The organism is Scandinavium sp. NPDC088450, from assembly GCF_044900545.1.
Lineage (GTDB): Bacteria > Pseudomonadota > Gammaproteobacteria > Enterobacterales > Enterobacteriaceae > Scandinavium.
The window spans coordinates 42,744-61,613 of the sequence record NZ_JBJDNI010000029.1 but is presented as its reverse complement, the minus strand read 5'-3'; the positions used below and the strand labels follow the sequence as shown (position 1 = coordinate 61,613).

The 18,870-nt window shown below is 55.0% G+C and carries 21 protein-coding genes; 6 read left to right on the top strand and 15 right to left on the bottom strand.

Going from position 1 to position 18,870, the window contains the following annotated elements; all coding sequences use genetic code 11:
• Positions 1-56: 56 nt before the first annotated feature.
• Complete coding sequence (rfaH, locus tag ACI2I2_RS20820; RefSeq protein WP_404659714.1) at positions 57-545, top strand: transcription/translation regulatory transformer protein RfaH; 489 nt, start codon at positions 57-59, stop codon at positions 543-545.
• Positions 546-547: 2 nt separating this feature from the next.
• On the opposite strand, the gene tatD is transcribed toward rfaH, so the two are convergent.
• The 9 genes from tatD to udp all read right to left on the bottom strand — a co-directional run bounded on the left by tatD (position 548) and on the right by udp (position 8,604).
• Entirely contained in the window at positions 548-1,330 is a 783-nt protein-coding gene (gene tatD / locus ACI2I2_RS20815; RefSeq protein ID WP_404659713.1) for a 3'-5' ssDNA/RNA exonuclease TatD, read from the bottom strand.
• Between the two features lie 39 nt (positions 1,331-1,369).
• Positions 1,370-2,155 carry a Sec-independent protein translocase subunit TatC gene (tatC, locus tag ACI2I2_RS20810; RefSeq protein ID WP_404659712.1) on the bottom strand — a complete coding sequence of 262 codons (786 nt, stop codon included), beginning with the start codon at positions 2,153-2,155 and terminating at the stop codon, positions 1,370-1,372.
• 2 nt (positions 2,156-2,157) lie between these two features.
• The gene (gene tatB / locus ACI2I2_RS20805; RefSeq protein ID WP_404659711.1) at positions 2,158-2,703 is read right to left on the bottom strand and encodes a Sec-independent protein translocase protein TatB; all 546 of its coding nucleotides are present in this window, start codon (positions 2,701-2,703) and stop codon (positions 2,158-2,160) included.
• Between the two features lie 3 nt (positions 2,704-2,706).
• Positions 2,707-2,970 carry a Sec-independent protein translocase subunit TatA gene (tatA, locus tag ACI2I2_RS20800; RefSeq protein ID WP_404659710.1) on the bottom strand — a complete coding sequence of 88 codons (264 nt, stop codon included), beginning with the start codon at positions 2,968-2,970 and terminating at the stop codon, positions 2,707-2,709.
• A 76-nt stretch (positions 2,971-3,046) separates the two neighbouring features.
• Complete coding sequence (ubiB, locus tag ACI2I2_RS20795) at positions 3,047-4,687, bottom strand: ubiquinone biosynthesis regulatory protein kinase UbiB (protein ID WP_404659708.1); 1,641 nt, start codon at positions 4,685-4,687, stop codon at positions 3,047-3,049.
• Positions 4,684-5,289: an SCP2 domain-containing protein gene (locus ACI2I2_RS20790; RefSeq protein WP_404659706.1), complete on the bottom strand. Its 606-nt coding sequence runs from the start codon at positions 5,287-5,289 to the stop codon at positions 4,684-4,686. The genes ubiB and ACI2I2_RS20790 overlap by 4 nt, the downstream gene beginning before the upstream one ends.
• Before the next feature lie 11 nt (positions 5,290-5,300).
• Positions 5,301-6,056, bottom strand: coding sequence for a bifunctional demethylmenaquinone methyltransferase/2-methoxy-6-polyprenyl-1,4-benzoquinol methylase UbiE (gene ubiE / locus ACI2I2_RS20785; protein WP_404659705.1), 756 nt, complete (start codon positions 6,054-6,056; stop codon positions 5,301-5,303).
• Between the two features lie 67 nt (positions 6,057-6,123).
• The gene (gene rmuC, locus ACI2I2_RS20780; RefSeq protein WP_404659704.1) at positions 6,124-7,575 is read right to left on the bottom strand and encodes a DNA recombination protein RmuC; all 1,452 of its coding nucleotides are present in this window, start codon (positions 7,573-7,575) and stop codon (positions 6,124-6,126) included.
• Between the two features lie 267 nt (positions 7,576-7,842).
• Complete coding sequence (gene udp, locus ACI2I2_RS20775) at positions 7,843-8,604, bottom strand: uridine phosphorylase (RefSeq protein WP_330985906.1); 762 nt, start codon at positions 8,602-8,604, stop codon at positions 7,843-7,845.
• A 255-nt stretch (positions 8,605-8,859) separates the two neighbouring features.
• On the opposite strand from udp, the gene ACI2I2_RS20770 reads away from it, so the two are divergent.
• Positions 8,860-9,666 (top strand): dienelactone hydrolase family protein, encoded by an 807-nt coding sequence (locus tag ACI2I2_RS20770; RefSeq protein ID WP_404659702.1) that lies wholly within the window; start codon positions 8,860-8,862, stop codon positions 9,664-9,666.
• 46 nt (positions 9,667-9,712) lie between these two features.
• Here the strand turns inward: ACI2I2_RS20770 and ACI2I2_RS20765 are convergent, their stop codons facing one another.
• Positions 9,713-10,168, bottom strand: coding sequence for a hypothetical protein (locus ACI2I2_RS20765; protein WP_404659700.1), 456 nt, complete (start codon positions 10,166-10,168; stop codon positions 9,713-9,715).
• Positions 10,169-10,260: 92 nt separating this feature from the next.
• Here ACI2I2_RS20765 and ACI2I2_RS20760 point away from each other — a divergent pair, with 92 nt between their 5' ends.
• Positions 10,261-10,566 (top strand): hypothetical protein, encoded by a 306-nt coding sequence (locus ACI2I2_RS20760; protein WP_404659699.1) that lies wholly within the window; start codon positions 10,261-10,263, stop codon positions 10,564-10,566.
• On the opposite strand, the gene metE is transcribed toward ACI2I2_RS20760, so the two are convergent.
• Entirely contained in the window at positions 10,563-12,824 is a 2,262-nt protein-coding gene (metE, locus tag ACI2I2_RS20755; protein ID WP_404659698.1) for a 5-methyltetrahydropteroyltriglutamate--homocysteine S-methyltransferase, read from the bottom strand. The two genes, ACI2I2_RS20760 and metE, sit on opposite strands and share 4 nt — an antisense overlap.
• A gap of 116 nt (positions 12,825-12,940) precedes the next feature.
• Between metE and metR the strand changes: the two genes are divergently transcribed.
• Positions 12,941-13,894 (top strand): HTH-type transcriptional regulator MetR, encoded by a 954-nt coding sequence (gene metR, locus ACI2I2_RS20750; RefSeq protein WP_330985911.1) that lies wholly within the window; start codon positions 12,941-12,943, stop codon positions 13,892-13,894.
• On the opposite strand, the gene ACI2I2_RS20745 is transcribed toward metR, so the two are convergent.
• On the bottom strand, positions 13,782-14,681 hold the full coding sequence (locus ACI2I2_RS20745; protein WP_404659696.1) for a carboxylate/amino acid/amine transporter: 900 nt from the start codon (positions 14,679-14,681) through the stop codon (positions 13,782-13,784). The genes metR and ACI2I2_RS20745 overlap by 113 nt on opposite strands.
• Positions 14,682-14,876: 195 nt before the next feature.
• On the opposite strand from ACI2I2_RS20745, the gene ACI2I2_RS20740 reads away from it, so the two are divergent.
• A complete protein-coding gene (locus tag ACI2I2_RS20740; RefSeq protein WP_404659694.1) occupies positions 14,877-15,668 on the top strand; it encodes an EAL domain-containing protein in 792 nt (263 codons plus the stop codon).
• On the opposite strand, the gene yigL is transcribed toward ACI2I2_RS20740, so the two are convergent.
• Together yigL and pldB are read right to left on the bottom strand one after the other, a co-directional pair.
• The gene (gene yigL, locus ACI2I2_RS20735; RefSeq protein WP_404659693.1) at positions 15,659-16,465 is read right to left on the bottom strand and encodes a sugar/pyridoxal phosphate phosphatase YigL; all 807 of its coding nucleotides are present in this window, start codon (positions 16,463-16,465) and stop codon (positions 15,659-15,661) included. The genes ACI2I2_RS20740 and yigL overlap by 10 nt on opposite strands.
• Positions 16,466-16,506: 41 nt before the next feature.
• Positions 16,507-17,499 carry a lysophospholipase L2 gene (gene pldB / locus ACI2I2_RS20730; protein WP_404659692.1) on the bottom strand — a complete coding sequence of 331 codons (993 nt, stop codon included), beginning with the start codon at positions 17,497-17,499 and terminating at the stop codon, positions 16,507-16,509.
• Between the two features lie 110 nt (positions 17,500-17,609).
• On the opposite strand from pldB, the gene rhtB reads away from it, so the two are divergent.
• A complete protein-coding gene (gene rhtB, locus ACI2I2_RS20725; protein ID WP_404659691.1) occupies positions 17,610-18,230 on the top strand; it encodes a homoserine/homoserine lactone efflux protein in 621 nt (206 codons plus the stop codon).
• Here the strand turns inward: rhtB and rhtC are convergent, their stop codons facing one another.
• Positions 18,231-18,851, bottom strand: a complete 621-nt coding sequence (gene rhtC, locus ACI2I2_RS20720) for a threonine export protein RhtC (protein WP_404659689.1) — start codon at positions 18,849-18,851, stop codon at positions 18,231-18,233.
• Positions 18,852-18,870: the final 19 nt, after the last annotated feature.

The following is an 18,870-nucleotide window of genomic DNA, read 5'->3' as shown; positions in this document are numbered from 1 at the left end:
GCTATCACGCCAGGCTTTTGTTATGCTTTCCAGCAGAATTTCGGGAAAGAGTGATTATGCAAGCCTGGTATTTACTGTACTGCAAACGTGGGCAACTTCAGCGGGCCCAGGAACATCTTCAACGCCAGGCGGTTAATTGCCTGACGCCAACTATTGCGCTGGAAAAGATGGTGCGCGGTAAACGCACCACGGTAGACGAGCCGCTTTTTCCCAACTACATGTTCGTTGAGTTCGATCCGGAAGTGATTCACACCACCACCATCAATGCGACTCGCGGCGTCAGTCATTTCGTCCGCTTTGGCTCGCAGCCGGCCATCGTGCCTCCTGCCGTTGTTCATCAGCTCTCGATTTATAAGCCGGAAGGCATCACCGACCCTGAAACACCCTATGCGGGCGACAGCGTGGTGATCACCGAAGGCGCTTTTGAAGGCTTAGAAGCCATTTTCACCGAGCCTGACGGCGAAGCCCGCTCCATGTTACTGCTTAATCTGTTGAATAAGCAGGTCCTTCAGAGCGTCAAAAACACCGATTTCCGCAAAGTCTGATCTTAAAAATCGATACCGAACAGCGTTCTGACATTGTTGTCAGTCATCGCTGACAGCGTCTGTACATCTTCCCCACGCCAGTGAGCAATGCGCTCCAGAATGTGGGTAAGATGCGCGGGCTCGTTGCGCCGCGAAGAGGGTTTCGGCGACAGATCGCGTGGCAACAACCACGGCGCATCCGTTTCGACTAACAGACGTTCTGCTGGGATCAGCGGCAGCATGTCACGCAATTCCAGCCCCCGTCGTTCATCGCACACCCAACCTGTTATGCCGATATACAAGCCGTGTTCAAGACACTCGCGCAGCTCATCCTGGGTGCCGGTAAAACAGTGAAGCACTGCGCCTGGCAATTTGCCAAGCCAGGGTTCCAGCAGGGCGATAAAACGTTCGTGTGCTTCACGGCAGTGCATAAACACTGGCATGTTGAGTTCTGCCGCTATCGCCAGTTGGGCGCTAAAAGCGGCTTCCTGCTCTTGAGGCGTGGAAAAATTACGGTTGAAGTCCAGCCCACATTCCCCCACCGCCACCACTTCAGGTAATTGCGCCAGCTGGTGAATGGCCTCCGCCACTTCAGGTGTCCAGCTACTGCTGTCGTGGGGATGAACACCCGCCGTGGACCAGCAATGTGGATAACGTTGAGTCAGCTTTTGTGCCTCTTCGCTTTCAGCCTGATTGGTGCCGGTTATCAGCATACCGCTGATGCCTGCAGAAAATGCACGCGCGACAACGTCATCACGGTCGCGGGAAAACTGAGAACTGGTGAGATTCACACCGATATCAAACATACAAATACCCATAGTAAAACCGCCCTTTCGGGCGGCGGATTACTCTTCTTTTTCGGCTTTCCCGGCGGCTTCTTCTTCCGCCGCGGCATCTTCATCACGCGACTTGCGCTTGCCGGTGTAGAAGCGGGCGAAGAACACACCTACTTCAAACAAGCAGTACATCGGGATGGCCAGCAGCGTTTGTGAGAATACATCCGGCGGCGTCAACAGCATGCCGATAACAAACGCGGCAACCAGAACGTACGGGCGCTTCTTACGCAAATCTTCCGGGGTGGTCACACCCACCCAGCAGAGCAGCACAATCGCAACGGGCACTTCGAATGACACGCCGAAGGCCATGAACAGCGCCATGACGAAATCAAGGTAGCTGCGGATATCCGTCGACACCTGCACGCCAATCGGCGCAGTGTGGGTCAGGAAGCCAAACGCCAGCGGGAACACCACGAAGTAAGCAAACGCCATGCCGATATAGAACAGCAGCGTACTGGACACCAACAGCGGCACCACCAGACGACGTTCGTGTTTATATAGCGCGGGAGCAATAAAAGCCCACACCTGATAAAGAATGACCGGCGCAGACAGTATGACCGAGACCATAAAGGTCAGCTTGATTGGCGTAAAGAACGGCGAAGCCACATCGGTGGCGATCATCGTCGCCCCAACGGGCATCTGCTTGATCAGTGGTGCAGAGACCAGCTGGTAAATGTCGTTGGCAAAATAGACCAACGCCAGAAAAATAACGAATACCGCGATGATGCAGTTGATGAGTCGCTTACGCAGCTCAATCAGATGCGAAATCAGCGGTTGAGTTTCTTCTACGCCCATGATTACGGTTTATCGCTGTTTGCTGGGGAGGGATCCGAAGCCGGCGCGGCAGCTTTCACCTTAACCGACGCGTCAGAAACAGGGGTTTCTTCAGGTTTCTTCTCAGGTTCTGCGACCGCTTCAGGGGCCTGCGGTTCGGCGCTGGCCTGATGTTCTGCCGTGACAGGCGTAACACCCTGACGCTGTTCTTCGCTGCCTTTCACCACCGGGTTAAGGATGGTGTTGGCTTCATCACCGGCACGCTCGGCATCATGCTGAGTATAAGAACGCTTCATGGACTCCGCCGCTTCACGCAGCTCATCCATCGACTCTTTTAACTCAGGCGACAGATTACCCAGGCTCGCCTTCTCTACTTTCTTCAGGCTGTCCTGAAACTCCTGAAGCTTCAGCTCCTGAGCCAGTTCATTTTGCACGGTGGTGGCCAGCGAGCGAATCGCCTTGATCCAGCCCGCCACCGTTTTTACTGCCACAGGTAAACGTTTTGGCCCGAGAACAATCAGGCCAATCACGAAGACCAGTATCAGCTCACTGAAACCAATGTCGAACACGAATTACACCTGCTCTTTATCGTGGCGTTTTGCGTCGTCTTTTTTCGCATCATCCTGATTTTCAGACAGGGATTTCTGTGGGAAATCAGCGTCCTGTGCGGAAGCGTCTTTCTTTTCCTGTTTGTCGTCTTCATCACCCATGGCTTTCTTGAAGCCTTTGATAGACGCACCCAGGTCAGATCCCAGCGAGCTCAGCTTTTTCGTCCCGAAAAGCAGAACCACGATGACCACGACAATCAATAACTGCCAAATACTGATACCACCCATACATGTTCCTCTGTGTCAGATGATAATGAATCCACTGGCGTGTAAATTACACGCCTTCGTCTAGATGATGCAAAAATCAGCGGCCTTTTCGCCAGCCAAAGAACCAGGCGACCACACCTGCGGCCATCAACCCCGCAGGATAAAAACCGAAATCAGGGCGTGTTATCAGCAACAGCGTACCGCTCAGCATAAACACCGCCCCGACGCCAAACAGGTAGCGAGACTGCCCCTGACGGACACGATGGGCTCCTAATTCGAGGGCGATTTTATCAATGCTTCGCTGAAGGCTTTTGCCCTGGCGCAAACTGTCGTAAATCAGTTCAGGCATTTCCGGCATTTTTTCGATCCAGAACGGTGCTTTCTCTTTAAACGCGCGCACCAGCGCCGGCAGTCCGACCTGATCTTTGAGCCATGACTCAAGGAAAGGTTTCGCTGTTTTCCATAAGTCTAACTGAGGATAGAGCTGCCGTCCTACCCCCTCAACGTAAAGTAGTGTTTTCTGGAGTAAAACCAGCTGTGGTTGCACTTCCATATTGAAGCGGCGCGCAGTGTTGAACAGATTCAACAATACGTGACCAAAGGAGATTTCCGCCAGCGGCTTTTCGAAAATGGGCTCGCACACGGTACGAATAGCGAATTCGAATTCTTCAACATTGGTGTCGGGTGGTACCCAGCCTGAATCCACATGCAATTCAGCCACTTTGCGGTAATCGCGGTTAAAGAACGCGATAAAGTTTTCAGCCAGATAGCGCTTATCGTCTTTGTTCAGCGAGCCGACAATCCCGCAGTCGATGCCGATATACTTCGGATCTTCCGGATGCTCATAGCTCACAAAAATGTTGCCCGGGTGCATGTCGGCGTGGAAGAAGCTGTCGCGGAACACCTGAGTAAAGAAGACCTGCACGCCACGTTCGGCCAGCAGCTTCATGTTGGTGTTTTGCTTCTCCAGCGTTTCGATATCCGACACCGGAATGCCATAGATACGTTCCATCACCAGCATATCTTCACGACAGTAGTCGGAATACACTTCCGGCACGTACAGCATCGGGCTGTCTTCAAAGTTGCGGCGCAGCTGGATAGCGTTCGCCGCTTCACGCAGCAGATTCAGCTCATCAAGCAGCGTTTTTTCATACTCACGCACCACTTCCTGCGGACGCAGACGGCGGCCATCGGGCAGCAAACGTGGCACCCAACGCGCAAGACGGTAAATCAGTTTCATGTCCGCTTTGATAACCGGCAGGATGTCCGGGCGGATAACTTTGATCACGACTTCTTTGCCGTTTTCTTTCAGGCGAGCCGTGTGAACCTGTGCGATAGACGCTGAAGCCAGAGGCTCCACCTGGAAATCATCAAACCAGCTCTCGACGGGAATATCCCCCATCGATTTTTCGATTTGCGCCTGCGCCAGTTTGCCGTCGAAGGGGGCAACCCGGTCCTGCAGCATCGCAAGCTGATCGGCAATCTGTGGTGGGAAAAGGTCACGGCGAGTGGAAAGCATCTGGCCAAACTTGATCCACACTGGGCCAAGCTGCTGTAACGCCAGGCGCAGGCGTTCACCTAAAGGCAAGTCTTTGTGGCGGTTTGGCATCCAGAACAGCATCCGCCGCCAGATTCGCAGCGGCAGGGTGATACGCATTTTGGGAATGAGCTCATCAAGCCCGTAACTCAAAAAGGTGTGGATGATAAAATACAGGCGCCGAAATTCCCCTGGCGTCATTTCCCCTCCAGTTTTTCCAGCCGTTTGCTCAAGGCATCAACAGCCCGCGCTACGGCAGCGCTCTCTTCGGCAAACCAGGCCACTTCAAGCTGACCTGGCGCAACCCGCCACTCTTCGGTAATCACTTCCGCGACGTACTTTTGCTGACGCTTTACGCCACGTTGAAGAAACTTCGCCCCACCGCGCAGCACTTTGCTCAGCCCTTCAGCCGCGATATCGCCGGTGTAAGGCGCAAGCAGCTCGGCAGGGTCGAACTCGGCTAAATCAGCCAGTGCGACAAAATTCTGCACCACCTGCAAATCGCCCTGCACTTCCAGATCGCCTGAACGAATCAGCGAAGTCAGTTGTTGGCGATTACGCAACTGTGGCAGAACGCCGATGCGAGTGGTTACGGTACAATCCGCCTCGCCTTCCCACGCCCCCAGCACGTCAATTTGTTGTTCACTGAAAACCAGCACCAGCGGTGAAGTGAACTCTTTCAACTCCACGCGCAGCACTTTGCCCAGCAGACGTTGACGGGCAGGCTTTAACGCCCGATCGCGCCACAAAAAAGTGTTCAGAACGCTTTCAATGCCCGCGGTGACTAAGGGTTGAAAAGGCATGGCTTCTCCTGTCAGAACTTGTAGCCGCGGTGCAGCGCAACAATACCGGCTGTCAGGTTGTAGTAATCAACGCTTTCAAAGCCCGCATCCTGCATCATCGCTTTCAGGGTATCCTGGTCCGGATGCATGCGAATGGATTCCGCCAGATAACGATAGCTTTCGCCATCGTTCGCCACCATTTCGCCCACTTTCGGCAGCACATGGAAGGAATAGGCGTCGTAAGCTTTGCTCAGCGGATCGAGAATCGGTTTGGAGAACTCCAGCACCAGCAGGCGTCCGCCTGGCTTCAGCACGCGATACATGGAACGCAGCGCTTTGTCTTTGTCGGTCACGTTACGCAGGCCGAAAGAGATGGTGATGCAGTCGAAGGTGTTGTCCGGGAAAGGCAGCGCTTCGGCATTGGCCTGAACGTATTCCACATTGCCAATGACGCCGATATTGCGCAGCTTTTCGCGGCCCATTTTCAGCATGGAGGCGTTAATGTCCGCCAGCACAACGCTGCCGGTTTCGCCCACCAGACGGGAGAATTTCGCCGTCAGGTCGCCGGTTCCGCCAGCCAGATCCAGCACTTTCTGCCCACGGCGTACGCCGCTGCAATCGATGGTGAAGCGCTTCCACAAACGATGAATACCGAACGACATCAGGTCGTTCATAACATCGTACTTAGCGGCAACAGAATGGAATACATGCGCCACCATGTCCTCTTTCTGCGATTTAGCGACCGTCTGGAAGCCAAAGTGCGTCGTTTCTTGTGAATCCTCAACCATCTCAATGCCTGCCTTTGAAGAAAATAATCCCCGGAGTGTAACAGATTGGGCGCGTTTCCCCTATGCCTCAACCGCCCTGTGACACGCGAAACGGCTCATTTTGCGACGGTGCTTCAGAGGCTAACAAATTGTCTTCACTGTCGTTGAAAGCGGTTTGCTCATCAGAAAGCGTGTTGTCTTCCGCCGTGGCCTGTTCCACTAAATCCGGATTAATCTCGCGTTTCACTTCCACACCCAATTCACGGAAGGACTCGGCTTGCGCCAGCAGATTGCCGCGCCCGGACGAAAGCTTTTTCATCGCCTGGCGGTAGTTGTCCTGTGCTTTATCAAGCCCTTGCCCGATGGCGGACATATCATCCACGAACAAACGCATTTTGTCGTACAGTCGGCTCGCTCTGTCGGCAATCTGCTGGGCGTTGCGGCTCTGATGCTCGTAACGCCAGAGATTGGCGATAGTTCGCAGCGCCACCAGCAGCGTGGTCGGGCTAACCAGCATGATGTTGTTTTTCAACGCTTCCGTTATCAGTTCTGGCTGCCTGTCGATAGCGAGAAGGAAAGCGGGCTCAACCGGAATAAACATCAGCACGTAATCGAGGGATCGCAAACCCGGCAGTTGTTGGTAATCTTTGCGCCCGAGCAGGCGAATGTGGTTACGCAGGGAAGCAATATGTTCCTGAAGCGCGGCTTCGCGGGTGTAGTCATCATCGGCGTTAAAGTAACGCTCGTACGCCACCAGCGTCATTTTGGCGTCGATCACCACGTCTTTACCCTGCGGCAAACGAACGATCACATCCGGCTGCATGCGAGCACGGGCTTCCGTTTCAATGCTGACCTGCGTCTGATACTCATAACCTTCACGCAGCCCCGATGCTTCCAGCACGCGCGTCAGCACCACTTCGCCCCAGTTACCCTGCGTTTTATTATCGCCTTTTAGCGCTTTGGTGAGGTTGACTGCTTCCTGCGCCATCTGCGCATTCAACTGCTGGAGATTGCGAATTTCATGGGCCAGGGTATGACGTTCCTGCGCTTCTTTGCCGAAGCTGTCCTGTACCTGACGACGAAAGCCATCGAGTTGCTCACGCAGCGGTGTTAGCAGGCCATGCAGGCTCTGACGATTTTGCTCATCCACCCGACGATTACTGTGCTCGAAAATACGGTTGGCGAGGTTTTCAAACTGCTCGCTCAGGCGCTGCTCGCTGTTCACCATCTGACGGATTTTATCTTCCGCGTGCAATTGCGTGGATTCCAGACGTGTGGTGACTTCGCGCAGGTCGGCTTCTAAGGAAGCGTTAATTTCACGCAGGCTGCGCAATTCATTGTTCAACAGTTCGCATTCATCGCGCCAATGGGCGTTCTGCGCCAGCTGCTGTTTCGCCGCGCTGAGTTCGATATCCAGATCGTGACGATCTTCCAGAAAATCCGCCCGCAGCCTGTCGGCATGAGATTTGGTGGCCAGCCAGCCAAAAATGCCCCCGACCAACAATGCGACCACTGCGCTGATGATAATTGAAATGTCCACCACTCCCCCTGCGTCAACAACTTACCGGCACAACATAGAATTGTGCTGTATAAACGTCCAGTTGGAAAGGCATTTCCTGCGAGGCAGTGCGCAAAAAGCCTCAACATAGTTTCGGGTGGCGGCGATGCCTGACCCGACCTACAAAACCGGAACCGTGTCCGTCGATGTTGTAGGCCAGGCAAACGTAGTGCCGCCGGGCATGTTGTGATCCGAAAAGAAAAAGCCCCGCAAACAGCGAGGCTTCTCGAAGAAATGAAAAGGGAAAAACTACAGCAGGCGGCGAGCCGCTTCCACCACGATTTTCACCGCATGGCTTTCGGTCTTTTTCATGGTTTCCGCATTCGGAATTTCTTGCTGAGTACGGTTCACGATAACACCGGCAACCATCCCGGCGCGCAGGCCCTGGCTGGAACACATGGTCAGCAGGGTGGCTGATTCCATTTCGTAGTTCATCACGCCCATTGACTGCCACTCTTCCATGGAGCCTTTGTAGCGGCTAACCACACGGCCAGAGAAGGTGTCATAGCGTTCCTGACCCGGATAGAAAGTATCGGAAGACGCGGTGACGCCGATGTGAGTGGTTGCGCCAACGGCTTTCGCCGCTTCAACCAGCGCAGTGGTACAGGCGAAGTCAGCCACTGCCGGATATTCCATCGGGGCAAAGTGCAGGCTTGCGCCATCAAGACGTACGGATGCGGTCGTGACCAGCACATCGCCAACATTAATGTTTGGCTGAATCGCGCCGGTGGTGCCCACGCGCAGGAAAGTACGAATGCCGAGCTGAGCCAGTTCTTCTACCGCGATAGACGTTGACGGGCCGCCGATACCGGTTGAACAAACAATAACCGGTTTGCCATCCAGCTCTGCACGCCAGGAGGTAAATTCACGATGCGATGCCAGCTTGACCGGCTTATCCATCAGCGCGGCGATCTTTTCCACACGCTCCGGATCGCCCGGGACGATGGCGAGCGTAGCCCCTTGCAGATCACTTTTGGTGAGACCGAGATGAAAAACATCAGACTTAGACATAGTAAAACTCCTCTCTGGGCAGAATTATCAGCAGAAGCAAAAACGCACTTTACCGAAGCTGCTGATAGATTTTAGTGACACTCATCACTATGAATGAAAATGTTTGCATTGAATTTCTTTTAAAAGGTGATTTACATCACATTAACAAGCAGCGACATTCGCCACTGCACATAAGATAGCCGTTTTCTGGCACTGTGAATTGTTAACCCTCGGACTATATTTACCTTTGCGCTAATTATTGGTACGGAGAATGCCATGACTGAAAAGACCGGCTTTGCACCTGCTGCTGCACCCCATGCCTCGACTATTGTTCACACGTCGGATGACACTATCGTGGCGGGAGAAACGTCCATTCCGTCACAGGGCGAAAACATGCCTGCGTATCACGCTCGCCCAAAAAGCACCGATGGCCCGCTGCCGGTGGTGATTGTGGTGCAGGAAATTTTTGGCGTGCACGAACACATTCGCGATTTGTGCCGCCGCCTGGCAAACGAAGGCTATCTGGCGATTGCGCCGGAGCTCTATTTCCGTCAGGGCGACCCGAATGATTATGCCGATATCCCAACCCTGTTCAGCGGCCTGGTATCCAAAGTGCCGGACGCACAGGTTCTGGCCGACCTCGATCACGTCGCAAGCTGGGCTTCCCGAAATGGCGGCGATGCGAATCGTCTGCTGGTCACCGGCTTCTGTTGGGGAGGACGCATTTCCTGGCTGTATGCCGCGCACAATCCGCAGCTAAAGGCTGCCGTAGCGTGGTACGGCAAACTGGTGGGCGAGAAATCGCTAAACTCACCGAAGCACCCGGTCGATGTGGCAACCGACCTCACCGCGCCAGTGCTTGGCCTGTATGGCGGACAAGACACGGGCATTTCACTCGAGAGTGTGGAAACGATGCGCCAGGCCCTGCGCGCTGCCAACGCCAAAGCGGAAATCATCGTTTACCCGGAAGCAGGACACGCTTTCAACGCCGACTATCGCCCGAGCTATCACGAAGAGTCAGCCAAAGACGGCTGGGAAAGAATGCTGGCGTGGTTTAAACAGTACGGCGGGAAGAAAGGGTAAGTTTAGACAGGCCGCCCGGCGAGTGTGCCGGGCGTAGCACCACAATTCAGGAATGCGTGATAAACGGCGTTTTGAGCTGATCGACTAACAAGAAGACCAGATCGTGTAATAATCCCACCAGATCCTGACTGTTTTTATCGATCAGCGTTTTTCCCGACAGCGCCAAAATCAGCGCATCGGCGTAATCCAGCAGTAATTCTGTATCGTGCCAAAAGTCCGGTATTTCAGACACCGTCACCTTTTCCGCCGTTAGCTGGCTGATTAAGTTTTCTGGCAAATCTTCAGAGCATCGCTGACGCAACACGCTTAACGCATGCGCCAGTCGTCCGCATAACGCCAGCCGATAATAATCATCCTGACATTCCGCCATCACGCAAACGAACGCCGCGCACTGGTCGAGAGCGGTAAAGAGATCGGCTGAGCCTGAGAGTGGCATATCAAGAACGTCTTCAATTTGGTGCTGGAAAGTTTTGCAAAGGGTTTGGGGGGTGATGGTGGTCATAAGGTTGCTCCATATGGTTTCAAAATGGAGTCACCGCCTGAGTTTCCACGCTCAAATGGCGATGACACTGGCGAGGGTGGAAACCGAACCATATGGAATTCAGCCAGCCTAATGGCTGCCCCGCCAGCGTCATCATTGATTTTACAAGGATAAACTTTGGCCCGACACAAAAACGATGTTCAACATCGATTCTTTGTCGGCATATGATCGCTTTTCAGGTTTCCACGCCCGGTTGCGGGATTGACCGCAACGGCATCACATTACGAGGTTCACTTTCAGGCGAGAAGGCGGTTTCCGGACCTTTTGGGCGTTACAGAGGGTTTGCAGTGGAAATTGCGAGCATGCTTCAGAAAAAAGCCCGGTTCAGTTTTCACCTTACCGGGCCATCACTTTATTAAGCCTGACGCAGGTTTTGCGCGGCTTTCACCATGTTCGCCAGTGCGGCGCGGGTTTCTGGCCAGCCACGGGTTTTCAGGCCGCAGTCTGGGTTCACCCACAGACGCTCTGCCGGAATACGCTGTGCCGCTTTTTGCAGCAGGGCTTCAATCCATTCCACGCTTGGCACGTTCGGGGAGTGGATGTCGTACACGCCCGGCCCGATTTCGTTCGGGTAATCGAACTCTTCGAACGACTCCAGCAATTCCATGTCGGAACGTGAGGTTTCAATGGTGATCACGTCGGCATCCAGCGCGGCGATGGAATCCATGATGTCGTTGAACTCGCAGTAACACATGTGGGTGTGGATCTGCGTTTCATCTTTCGCCACGGCAGCGTTGATGCGGAAAGCTTCCACGCCCCAGGCCAGATACGCTTCCCAGTCGCTTTGACGCAGCGGCAGACCTTCACGCAGAGCCGGTTCGTCAATCTGGATGATGCCGATACCTGCGGCTTCCAGATCGGCTACTTCATCACGCAGCGCCAGGGCAATCTGTTTAGCGATGGTTTCGCGGGACACATCTTCGCGCGGGAAAGACCAGCACAGAATGGTCACCGGGCCTGTCAGCATGCCTTTCACCGGTTTGTCGGTCAGAGACTGCGCGTATTTCGCCCATTCTACGGTGATGGCTTCCGGGCGGCTGATGTCGCCGATAACGACTGGTGGCTTCACGCAGCGGGAGCCGTAGCTCTGTACCCAGCCATTTTGGGTGAAGACGAAGCCGTCGAGGTGCTCGCCGAAGTATTCCACCATGTCGTTACGTTCTGCTTCGCCGTGAACCAGCACGTCGAGACCCAGACGCTCCTGCTCCACAATAGCCTGCTTGATGTGCTCGGCGATACCGGTGCGGTAGTTGTTGGCATCCAGCGCACCTTTTTTGAAGTCCAGACGCAGGCCGCGAATTTCGGTGGTTTGAGGGAAGGAACCGATGGTGGTGGTCGGCCACGCAGGCAGCTGGAAGCGAGCACGCTGTGCCTCTGCTCGTTCCGCATAAGGACGATTGCGCTCGCTGTCTTTCGCGGTGATTGCCGCCAGACGTTTTTCGACAGTAGCATTGTGAACACGGCTTGAGTGGCGACGAGCCTGAATTGGCGCGCTCCATTCGGCAATCGCTTTGGTGTCACCGCTGTTCAGCGCATCGCGTAGCAGCGCCAGCTCTTCACATTTTTGCAGGGCGAAGGCAAACCAGCTCTTCACTTCAGCATCAAGGCGCGTTTCCACACTCAGATCGATTGGGCTGTGCAGCAGCGAGCACGAAGACGCGACCCACAATTCACGTTTACCTACGATATCTTTAATTTGTGCGTATTTCTCGGTCAGATCGGCACGCCAGACGTTACGTCCATTGACCAGCCCGGCGGAGAGCAACCAGTCAGCTGGCAGGCGCTTATGCACTTCCGCCACATCGTCTTTACCGTGCACCAGATCCACATGCAGGCCCTGAACCGGCAGCGCTGTGATGGTGTCCAGGTTAGGGGTGACGCCTTCAAAATAGGTGGTCAGCAGCAGTTTGGTTTTACCCTGCAGCGCGTCGTATGCAGCCTGGAAAGCCTCAAGCCATGGGCGCGGCAGTTCCAGAACCAGGATCGGTTCGTCGATTTGTACCCACTCCACGCCACGTTTTGCCAGTTCCGCCAGCACCTGCTGGTAAACCGGCAGGATGTCGTTCAGCAGGCTCAGGCGATCAAATTGCTCACCTTTCACTTTCCCCAGCCACAGATAAGTTACCGGGCCAAGCAGCACAGGTTTGACGTTGTGACCCAGCGCCAGCGCTTCGTCCACTTCGTCGAGCAGCTGCGTCCAGGTCAGTTTGAACTGCTGGCCCTGAGTGAATTCCGGCACCATGTAGTGATAGTTGGTGTTAAACCATTTGGTCATTTCCGCCGCTGCCGCAGGCTCACCCGTTGGCGCACGGCCACGGCCAATGCGGAACAGAGTGTCGATATCAACCGAGCCATCTTTGTTCTGATGACGAGCCGGCACGTTGCCGAGCAGCAGGCTGGTCGTCAGAACATGGTCGTACCAGGCGAAGTCGCCCACGGGCAGCAAATCCACTCCGGCTTCTTTCTGCTGTTGCCAGTGACGGGCGCGCAGCTCGCGGCCGACAGCCAGCAATTCTTCACGGGTGGCGTTACCCGCCCAGTAGCTTTCTTGTGCTTTTTTAAGCTCGCGGCGCAGGCCAACGCGAGGAAATCCGAGGGTGTGGTTCTTGATTGTCATGGTGTTGCCTCTCAGGGAATTCGTTATTTAGACGTCCAGATGTTTACACATCCATAATGTGAAGGTAGTGTATGATCCACAAGCGCAACATTTTCATGCCGAAGTGAAGGACTTTCATGATCGAGATTAAACACCTGAAAACGCTGCAAGCGTTGCGGAACAGCGGCTCGCTTGCGGCAGCGGCGGCGATGCTGCACCAGACGCAATCTGCGCTTTCTCACCAGTTCAGCGATCTGGAGCAGCGCCTTGGCTTTCGGCTTTTCGTGCGTAAAAGCCAGCCGCTGCGGTTTACGCCGCAGGGCGAAATTCTGTTGCAACTGGCGAATCAGGTGCTGCCACAGATCAGCCGTGCTTTGCAGGCGTGTAATGAGCCACAGCAAACCACGCTGCGTATCGCCATTGAGTGTCACAGCTGTATTCAGTGGCTGACCCCTGCGCTGGAAAACTTCCGCGCAAGCTGGCCGCAGGTGGAGATGGATTTCAAATCCGGTGTGACGTTCGACCCGCAACCTGCGTTGCAGCAGGGCGAGCTGGATATTGTGCTGACTTCGGACATTCTGCCGCGCAGTGGTCTGCACTATTCGCCGATGTTTGATTATGAAGTGCGCCTGGTGCTGGCTCCGGAACATCCGCTAGCGGCGCGAGCGCGTATTACGCCGGAAGATATCGCCAGCGAGACTTTGCTGATTTATCCGGTGCAGCGTCAACGGCTGGATATCTGGCGGCACTTCCTGCAACCGGCTGGCGTCAGCCCGTCGCTGAAAAGTGTCGATAACACGCTGCTGTTGATTCAGATGGTGGCGGCCAGAATGGGCATCGCTGCCCTGCCACACTGGGTGGTGGAGAGTTTTGAACGCCAGGGCCTGGTGGTGACCAAAACCCTGGGTGAAGGCCTGTGGAGCCGGCTGTACGCTGCCGTGCGCGATGGCGAGCAGCGTCAGCCAGTCACAGAAGCGTTTATTCGCTCAGCGCGGAACCACGCTTGCGATCATTTGCCGTTTGTACGGAACGCGGAGCGACCCACTGGCGATGGACCCACAGTGAAGCCACAATCACCAACGCCCCTGTGATAAAGCTCGGCCAGTGAGGCTGCTGTTGCCAGATGGCAAGATTCACCAGCAGCCCGGCTGGCACGTGCATGTTGTTCATGATGCCGAGCGTCCCGGCGTCCACCTGCGTTGCGCCGTAGTTCCACATGAAGTAACCCAGCCCGGAAGCCGCTACGCCAAGCCACACCAGAATGCCCCACTGTAACGTGGTGGTCGGCAGCTTTTGCGGATTGCCGAGCATAAACCACGCCACCACCGCCACCAGAAACGCGCCCATGTAGAACCAGGCAAACGCATTGTACTGCGGCATTGGGTGGATTTCCATCAGGCGCTTATAGCCCACCATCCCGATGGCAAAGCTGATGTTTGAAAGCTGAACCAGCAGCAAACCCGTCCAGAAGTGCGGGCTGATATGGTCGTAGCGAATAATCGCCGCGCCAATCACCGCCAGCCCAGCGCTCAGCAGATAGCCCCAGCGCAAGCGTCGCTTGCTCATCAGATCGTAAATCAACGTGATGTAGAGCGGCGTCAGTACGGTGAACAGCAGGAATTCAGAAACCGTCAGGTACAGATAAGCACGGAAGGCCAGCAGATACATGATGCCAAGCTGCAATGCGCCCACCAGCATGTACATCAGCACAACACGCAGCGACTGGTTGCGCGCCCGCAGGAACGGCAGGAAGACCAGTGCGGCAAGGCCGACACGCATCAGCACGGAAAAGTAGCTGTCGACGCTGCCCGCCAGATACTCGCCGATCAGGCTGAAGGAAAACGCCCACAGCACGGTGGTGATAATCAGTAATGCCACAGTGAAATTCTCTCAGGAAGCCAGGCGGTCATTGTAGCCGAGTCGTCGGTTGACAACTGAGCAAATAAAGAACACTTAAAAGCCCTTCCAGCCTTTTCCTAACAGGAAATCGGCCATTACTGATAGTTAAACAGGCCGATTAGGGGAATACTGTTTCCCTTATCCTGCTTATGGAGCTTGTTCAGGATGGAACCTGTGACGGACAGTAGTCTGATCCCCCCTTTCTTACGCCAGTTATCGGCCTCGCATGCCCGGCTGAAAAAAGCCATTCACACCCGACAACTGGAGATGTGGTATCAACCCATCGTCAGGCTGGAAGACGGGCGTGTCACGGGCGCTGAAGCGCTGGTGCGCTGGCCGTTGCCCGACGGCAGATTGCTGCCGCCAGACAGTTTTGTGCCCTTTGCCCGCGAAACCGAGCTGCTCACCAGCATGACGGAATGGGTGGTTGAACAGATTTTTGACGATCTGGGCGGCTGGCTGCACAAGCATCCTCAACAGTACATTTCCATTAACGTTGAACCCGACGATCTGCAATCCACCGCTTTGCTTGAGCATCTGTCGCAACTCTGCCAGCAGCATCATGTTCGCCCGCAGCAAATCGCGCTGGAGATGACCGAAAGCAGCGTTATCGATCCCAAGACCGCCGCGCCAAAAGTGGCGTGTTATCGCAAAGCAGGCTTTGCTATTTATCTTGATGATTTTGGGAGCGGCTACGCGAACCTGAATTATTTGCAGGCCATGACCTTTGACATGCTGAAGATAGACAAGACGCTGATCGACCCGCTGCCGGGCAAGAGCCTGCTGCCACAGATTATTGCGCTGGCGCGTTCACTCGCGCTGGAGCCACTGGCTGAAGGCGTGGAAACGCAGGCCCAGGCGACCTGGCTAAAATCCCATGGCGTGAAGTACGCGCAGGGCTGGTTATACAGCAAAGCCCTGACCAGCAGGGCTTTTGTGCATTGGTGCGAGTCGCGTTACGCCTGATTGAGATACAGGCGGCGCAGGTAGTGCGGCACGGCGTCATCGCCGTTAGTGCCTATCACTTCCAGCTCAGGATGCAAATCTTTCAGACGCTGATGGGCATTTTCCATAATGCAACCTTTGCCGGCCATGGAGAGCATTTCCGCGTCGTTCATCCCGTCGCCGAAGGCGATGCAATCTGCTAATCCGTAACCCATCTTTTTGGCAACGGCTTCCAGCGCGTGGCCTTTAGACACGCCACCCGCCATCACTTCCAGACAGGTCAACGTTGAGAAACTGACGTTCACGCGATCGCCCCAGCGAGCATTAATCGCCTGCTCCAGCGGCAGCAGCACTTCATGGCTTGGCGAAGTGAAGAACACTTTGCTCACGCCTTCGGGCTCCAGCAGGCCCGGTTCATACAGCGAATAGTTGAAGATGGCTTCTTTGAAGAAACGCATCTCTTCCGGACGGTGACGGTTCATGAACCATTCGTCATCGCGGTAGACGTTGGTCACGATATCCGGATTGTTATTCACCACACCGAACAGGTCGGCGGCGATATCGCGGTCGAGGTTATGCGCAAACACCAGATTGCCGTCGGTATCGTGCACACGCGCGCCGTTGGAGGTGATCATGAAGGACTTGATGCCAAGCCCGTCGCGAATTTGTCCAACGTCAATGTGGTGGCGGCCCGTTGCGAACACGAAGTTCACCCCTTTGGCGGTCAGCAGTTGCAGTGTTTCTTTTGCATAAGGGGAGAGACGATGGTCGGGATTGAGTAACGTGCCATCCAAATCAGACGCAACAACCTGGTACATAATAAGATTCAACCTTTGGGTAAGAGCGGCATAGTGCCGGATTAATCATGTCGGTTAAAAAAGCCGACGATGGCAGTAAGCGCGACTGAGCGCATATCGTCCTTTTCAAAAAGGATCTCATGATAAGCACCTTCTATGACAAGCGGGGTGTCACCTTCACAAGGCTTGCCCGCTGCGGCGCGTAATTCACAGTAGCGGTCGTGCATGCGGTTATCCACGACCCGTTCTTCTTCTGCCTGAATGAGCAACGTCGGCGTGTTGTCATCGATGGCTCCTGCGAGGATTTGCTCACCGGCCAGCAAACCTTCACGCACCCAATGGTACGTTGGCCCGCCGACACGCAGGAAGGGGTTATCCGCATAAAACCCCAGATTACGGCGATAACGTTCACGGCTGTGAGTCAGGACATTGAGACCGAACGGCAGCGCGTGCCAGCGTCCTGTGCCCATCGCATAGCTTTCACGAATACGCCGATGGCCCTCGGCGAAATCGAGAATGTGACGCACCATCCAGTCAGGCAGACGCATGATGATACCGAACATTGGCGCACAAAGCGCTATCGCATCACACAGCCCAGGATGGCGTTGCAGCAGCAACGTGGAAATCGCGCCGCCCATCGAGTGCCCAAGAATGTAACGCTTGCGCCACGGGCCGGGAGCGACCTCCTGTTGCCAGAAGGCGTTCAGGTCGTCGACATAATCGCTGAAATTCACCACGTGCCCACGGTGGCTGTCGTCGAGCAGTCGCCCGGAAAGCCCCTGCCCGCGATGATCAATAATCAGCACGTCGAAACCGCTGTAGAACAGGTCATACGCCAGTTCGGCATATTTCACATAGCTTTCGATGCGCCCCGGGCAAACCACAATCACCCGATCGTTTTTCTCTGCACAAAAGCGGACAAAGCGTACCGGAACACCGTCTACGCCTTTAAACTCTGCTTCTTCACGCTGACGCCAGAAATCATTCAGTGGCCCCATGGTGAAAGCAGCATACGCGTTTTCTCTTGTTTTCCAGTCCATTTGTTGCTGAAACATCGGGTATCCACCCCTGCTAACCGCGGAAGATCGTATTTTCAGTGACGTGACTTACAACACCTGCTTTATACGGTATTGTGGCATAAAAACAGTCCCTCAGGGAGATTCTGATGACCTTTGAATGGTGGTTCGCCTATCTGTTGACGTCGATTATCCTCAGCCTTTCTCCGGGTTCCGGGGCTATCAACACCATGACCACATCCATCAATCACGGCTATCGTGGTGCAGCCGCGTCGATTGCCGGGCTGCAAACCGGATTGGGCATTCACATCGTGCTGGTCGGTGTCGGGCTGGGAACGTTGTTTTCCCGGTCAGTAATGGCGTTTGAAGTGCTGAAGTGGGCCGGTGCAGCCTATCTTATCTGGCTCGGCATTCAGCAGTGGCGGGCGGCGGGCGCTATCGACCTCAATACCGTGGCAAAAACACAGTCAAGCGGGCATCTTTTCAAGCGCGCGGTGTTTGTGAACCTGACCAACCCGAAAAGCATCGTCTTTCTGGCAGCACTGTTCCCGCAGTTCATCATGCCGCATCAGCCACAGGTGATGCAGTACGTGGTGCTCGGGGTGACAACCATTGTGGTGGATATCATCGTGATGATTGGCTATGCGACGCTGGCGCAGCGCATTGCGGGCTGGATCAAAGGCCCTCGTCAGATGAAGGCCCTGAATAAAGTCTTTGGTTCGTTGTTTATGCTGGTTGGGGCGCTGTTAGCGTCCGCGCGCCATGCGTGATCAGCGGGAGATAATCAGGTGAATGCCGAACCCGGCAAACAGAGTGCCCGCTACGCCATCAATCCACTTCGCCATGCGCTGGTAACCCCGGCGCATGGACGGCAGCGCAAACAGGCTTGCCACCACGGTAAACCACGCGAAGGTTTCAACGATAATCAGCAGGAAAATCCCCCAGCGCTCTGCGGCGCCGACGCTGTCGCCCACAAACAGTGAGAAGACGGAACCGAAGTAAATAATCGCTTTTGGGTTTGCCAGATTGGTCAGCAGGCCTTTGAGGAAGCTTTTTCCGCCCTGCGCCAGTTCAACTTTCGGTTCACCTGCTGGCGCTTCGCTTTTCTTCAGCGCGCCGCGCAGCATCTGATAGCCCATCCAGCAGAGATAAAGTCCGCCGCCCACCATCACGATGTTATGCAGCCAGGCCATTTTTTCGAGGAGCAGATGCAGGCCTAAGAGCGCCACACCAGCCCAGACCATGACGCCTGCGGTAATGCCGAGTACGCCCATCATCGCTTCTTTTCGGGAGCGACTGACCGCCGTTTGCGACACGAAGAAAAAGTCCGGACCCGGGCTCATCAGTGCAATCAGATGCACCATCGCCACGGTGAGAAATAACATCAGCATAGATAACTCGCGGGGGAAT

Coding starts and splice junctions, on each gene's coding strand:
- rfaH (WP_404659714.1), top strand. CDS start 57: ATGCAAGCCTGGTATTTACTGTACTGCAAACGTGGGCAACTTCAGCGG.
- tatD (WP_404659713.1), bottom strand. CDS start 1,330: ATGTTTGATATCGGTGTGAATCTCACCAGTTCTCAGTTTTCCCGCGAC.
- tatC (WP_404659712.1), bottom strand. CDS start 2,155: ATGGGCGTAGAAGAAACTCAACCGCTGATTTCGCATCTGATTGAGCTG.
- tatA (WP_404659710.1), bottom strand. CDS start 2,970: ATGGGTGGTATCAGTATTTGGCAGTTATTGATTGTCGTGGTCATCGTG.
- ubiB (WP_404659708.1), bottom strand. CDS start 4,687: ATGACGCCAGGGGAATTTCGGCGCCTGTATTTTATCATCCACACCTTT.
- ACI2I2_RS20790 (WP_404659706.1), bottom strand. CDS start 5,289: ATGCCTTTTCAACCCTTAGTCACCGCGGGCATTGAAAGCGTTCTGAAC.
- ubiE (WP_404659705.1), bottom strand. CDS start 6,056: ATGGTTGAGGATTCACAAGAAACGACGCACTTTGGCTTCCAGACGGTC.
- udp (WP_330985906.1), bottom strand. CDS start 8,604: ATGTCTAAGTCTGATGTTTTTCATCTCGGTCTCACCAAAAGTGATCTG.
- ACI2I2_RS20770 (WP_404659702.1), top strand. CDS start 8,860: ATGACTGAAAAGACCGGCTTTGCACCTGCTGCTGCACCCCATGCCTCG.
- ACI2I2_RS20765 (WP_404659700.1), bottom strand. CDS start 10,168: ATGACCACCATCACCCCCCAAACCCTTTGCAAAACTTTCCAGCACCAA.
- ACI2I2_RS20760 (WP_404659699.1), top strand. CDS start 10,261: ATGGAATTCAGCCAGCCTAATGGCTGCCCCGCCAGCGTCATCATTGAT.
- metE (WP_404659698.1), bottom strand. CDS start 12,824: ATGACAATCAAGAACCACACCCTCGGATTTCCTCGCGTTGGCCTGCGC.
- metR (WP_330985911.1), top strand. CDS start 12,941: ATGATCGAGATTAAACACCTGAAAACGCTGCAAGCGTTGCGGAACAGC.
- yigL (WP_404659693.1), bottom strand. CDS start 16,465: ATGTACCAGGTTGTTGCGTCTGATTTGGATGGCACGTTACTCAATCCC.
- pldB (WP_404659692.1), bottom strand. CDS start 17,499: ATGTTTCAGCAACAAATGGACTGGAAAACAAGAGAAAACGCGTATGCT.
- rhtB (WP_404659691.1), top strand. CDS start 17,610: ATGACCTTTGAATGGTGGTTCGCCTATCTGTTGACGTCGATTATCCTC.
- rhtC (WP_404659689.1), bottom strand. CDS start 18,851: ATGCTGATGTTATTTCTCACCGTGGCGATGGTGCATCTGATTGCACTG.